This window comes from Hydrotalea sp., assembly GCF_049968455.1.
GTDB lineage: Bacteria > Bacteroidota > Bacteroidia > Chitinophagales > Chitinophagaceae > Hydrotalea.
Window position 1 is genome coordinate 1 of the sequence record NZ_JBMFQT010000047.1, and the last position, 3,276, is coordinate 3,276.

7 protein-coding genes are annotated in these 3,276 nt (G+C 37.8%); all 7 read right to left on the minus strand.

Annotation, left to right across the window (positions count from 1 at the left end; all coding sequences use genetic code 11):
• Window positions 1-1,266: hypothetical protein (locus tag ACP5P5_RS13550; RefSeq protein ID WP_428286648.1), on the minus strand; the 1,266-nt coding region annotated here is incomplete at its 3' end.
• 42 nt (window positions 1,267-1,308) lie between these two features.
• On the minus strand, window positions 1,309-1,683 hold the full coding sequence (locus ACP5P5_RS13555) for a hypothetical protein (protein ID WP_428286649.1): 375 nt from the start codon (window positions 1,681-1,683) through the stop codon (window positions 1,309-1,311).
• 33 nt (window positions 1,684-1,716) lie between these two features.
• The gene (locus tag ACP5P5_RS13560; protein WP_428286654.1) at window positions 1,717-1,953 is read right to left on the minus strand and encodes a DUF6252 family protein; all 237 of its coding nucleotides are present in this window, start codon (window positions 1,951-1,953) and stop codon (window positions 1,717-1,719) included.
• Complete coding sequence (locus tag ACP5P5_RS13565) at window positions 1,911-2,279, minus strand: hypothetical protein (RefSeq protein WP_428286650.1); 369 nt, start codon at window positions 2,277-2,279, stop codon at window positions 1,911-1,913. The genes ACP5P5_RS13560 and ACP5P5_RS13565 overlap by 43 nt, the downstream gene beginning before the upstream one ends.
• A 60-nt stretch (window positions 2,280-2,339) precedes the next feature.
• Window positions 2,340-2,591, minus strand: a complete 252-nt coding sequence (locus ACP5P5_RS13570; RefSeq protein ID WP_428286651.1) for a hypothetical protein — start codon at window positions 2,589-2,591, stop codon at window positions 2,340-2,342.
• A gap of 18 nt (window positions 2,592-2,609) precedes the next feature.
• Window positions 2,610-2,996, minus strand: a complete 387-nt coding sequence (locus tag ACP5P5_RS13575) for a hypothetical protein (protein ID WP_428286652.1) — start codon at window positions 2,994-2,996, stop codon at window positions 2,610-2,612.
• Window positions 2,993-3,172: a hypothetical protein gene (locus ACP5P5_RS13580; RefSeq protein WP_428286653.1), complete on the minus strand. Its 180-nt coding sequence runs from the start codon at window positions 3,170-3,172 to the stop codon at window positions 2,993-2,995. The genes ACP5P5_RS13575 and ACP5P5_RS13580 overlap by 4 nt, the downstream gene beginning before the upstream one ends.
• Window positions 3,173-3,276 lie beyond the last annotated feature (104 nt).

The window sequence follows — 3,276 nt, forward strand, 5'->3', positions numbered from 1 at the left end:
CAACTCACTTAAAAACCTTGTGTTTGTCCTGCCATTTACATTTATTAAATCAGCATAAGGTTGAAAGCCTTGCCCTATCCCACATTCTGATCCATTGCTTATAGCTATGTTCCTGCTTTGCAACGGATAGCCCAGGTTACGCAATTCAAGCTGCCAGGCATTGTGATCGGAATTATCAATTTTGCCGTTGGATAGTGCTCTATTCATTAGCATTTGCCTGGCTGCAGGTACATCTATTAAATTCAATGCATTTTTCACTAATCTAATAGTGTTGTTACCCCCGAGCAAAAAAGGTATAGCAGATTGAACGAATAAGCTATTTGCATGGTGAACCAGGTGTTGATAAGCAACAGGAATATTGGCTCCCTGCTGTGGCGCATCCCAACTGATAAATAAACGCGTTTGATGATTTAACCCCCGGTTTTCCATGTCTCGCAAAGCCCAACGGCTGATAACGCCTCCCATACTCTGGCCTAATACTACATTGGGTTCTACAGAGCCATCAATAGCTTTTTGTTCATTTACCCAACGGATAACCCTTTCAAGCAACAAGGCATTGCGTTGTAAAAAGTCCGTTCCGCGGAACCAGTCAACATAAATGATGTCGTATTGTTGTGTATTGCCACGTAATAGTTGAGTTAATTGTGAAAAAGAATTTGGATTATCTAACTGGCTTATAAAAGTTCGAAAAGATGAAAATCCAAATTGTACCTCAGGTGCCAACAAATGCCCCGGATCAAAACCTTCCACAACAATCAATGGTCTTCTCAACCGCAGGTCTACATTGGCGTAATCAACCGTTATCCAGCCTTGTCCTGCCTCACCATTGTGCGCATTATCGGCAGTTAAAAATACGGGGCCGCCAGGCCTTGCAAATCCATGTACTGAAACTCCACCTGAACTCCCATATTTATTTGGTTCCAACTCAATTTGCATTTCGGTATGGCTGTATAACATGGCATTATTTGTCAGTGTTAGTTTAAAAGTCCATACTTTTCTTCCGGTATCAGCATAGCTGATATTTATAGCTTGGTCCATGGTAATAGTTCTGTAACCTGCACCATCATTAAAATCTACCGCAATGCTGCTGACTGAAGATGCATTATTAGTGAGCCATAAATTAGAAGGCAGCATTACCTGGAAGCTTTTACCGCTGTATGCATGCAAGGGCGGCGACATGGCAAAAACTGTTTCAGTTTGATATGGATTTTGCCATATACCATTCACATATCTGTCGTACAATTGATCATTGCTTACAGTTATCAAACCAGCGTTTACGGCATCATCTCTCAATCTTGAATAATTATATTACAAACCGCTTAATGTAATAATGCCGGGCTGCCGTTGCAGGTGCCAGATGCTATCCATATAATCGGGGCTGTAAAAGCCGCCTGCATTACTATGAATGGCACTCATGGCAATGGTTGTGTACATATCTCGTAGCAATCCTGCATTCACTTTATTGCTGTCGGTTAGCACCCCATTATAGCTTTTTACATCCGCAAATTCCATGGCATAATCCAGCAGCAATCCGTTGGGTACACGATTTTTTTCTACTGGTGAAAACACATAGTTCATCCGGTTGATGAATTCAGTGTTGATTTCATCCTGCGCTGACACAAAAAGAGTAAGGGCACATAAAATAATCAAAGACCAGATGCGTTTAGTTGGTTTTGGTTTCATAATGTTGGTTTTAGTGTGATGAATCGAAGATAATTACTGGGTATAGCGTACATCAAACCTTCCTTCCCTTATTTGTACTTTTTGTCCGTTTGCATTCACTGCATCAAACCAGAAAGTACCTGAAACGATTTGATTAACAGTATCCAGTTTTTTAATATTTAATTCTCCTGTTACAAAATGATTTGTTGAATATATATTTCCATTAGGATTACTATCATTATAGAAACCTACTTGTCCCCCCCCTGTCCGTTTCTTCTTACTTTTAGCAATAAAAGTCCTATGTTCATTCTTATACTATCAAATCCGAAACCTACAGTAGTGATATTTGTGGGATCTTTTTTGTTTGTTGCACCTAAGGCAAACGTATATCCTGCGGGTGTGCCACTTATAAGATATTGATAGATGCATGCAAGATTGGGTCCGGAAAAAATACTACCTCCCGGCTTAAACGCCTCTCCATTCACTAAGCAGCCAAAAGTATTGGCGCCGGTTTGTGTTTCGGGTGGTAATTGGTCAATAGGATTTACAGGTTTATTTTTTCGGCAACTGCTACTGAGTAAAACAAAGCTTACGGCAATTATTAAAAAAGATTTCATGGCTGAGACTTTTAGTTGTATAAAGAGATGTAACGGTAATTCATTTTTTTATAGAAAACCTTATTGCTTTGATAGTTGTGTTAAATTTTTATTGCTGTCGGTTAGCACCCCATTATAGCTTTTTACATCCGCAAATTCCATGGCATAATCCAGCAGCAATCCGTTGGGTACACGATTTTTTTCTACTGGTGAAAACACATAGTTCATCCGGTTGATGAATTCGGTGTTTATTTCATCTTGTGCTAATGCAGAAAGAGTAAGAACACATAAAATGATCAAAGACCAGATGTGCTTAGTTGGTTTTGGTTTCATAATGATAAATTAATATAATTACCGGGTATAGCGTACATCAAACCTTCCTTCCCTTATTTGTACTTCTTGTCCGTTGGCATTCACTGCATCAAACCAGAAAATACCTGAAACGATTTGATTGATAGTGTCTAATTTTTTAATCCATAGCTCGCCTGTGTTTAAATTATTATTAGTGTTGTATAATTCATTTTGATATGCACTTATTGATTTAAAATAATCCCCAGATGGATTTCCTTTGCCTCTTAATTTTAAACTGAGTTTGTTACCTTCAATAATTCCGAGGCTATCCGTATATATTCCAACACTTGTTAATAAGTTTCCTATAGTCTGTTTTCTTCCTATAAGAACAAAATAATAGCTGTTATTAAAGAATTGATAATTGCATTGTAATGAACCTCCACTCAATTGTGCCCCCCTGGTTTAAACACCTGTGCATTTACCAAGCAGCCAAAAGTATTGGCGCCGTTTTGTGTTTCGGGTGGTAATTGGTCAACAGGGTCAACAGTTTTTTTTCTGCAACTGCTGTAGCCTGTTAAAATAATAAATGCAATGAAACCAATAGTATATTGTATATTTTTCATAAAGCATGTTTTAAAACTTTCGCTATAAAAATATAATTAATTTTCTGTAATACATAGTAATTTTAAATGTTTTTTAATAAATTTAATATTAGCCACCCTCTTGC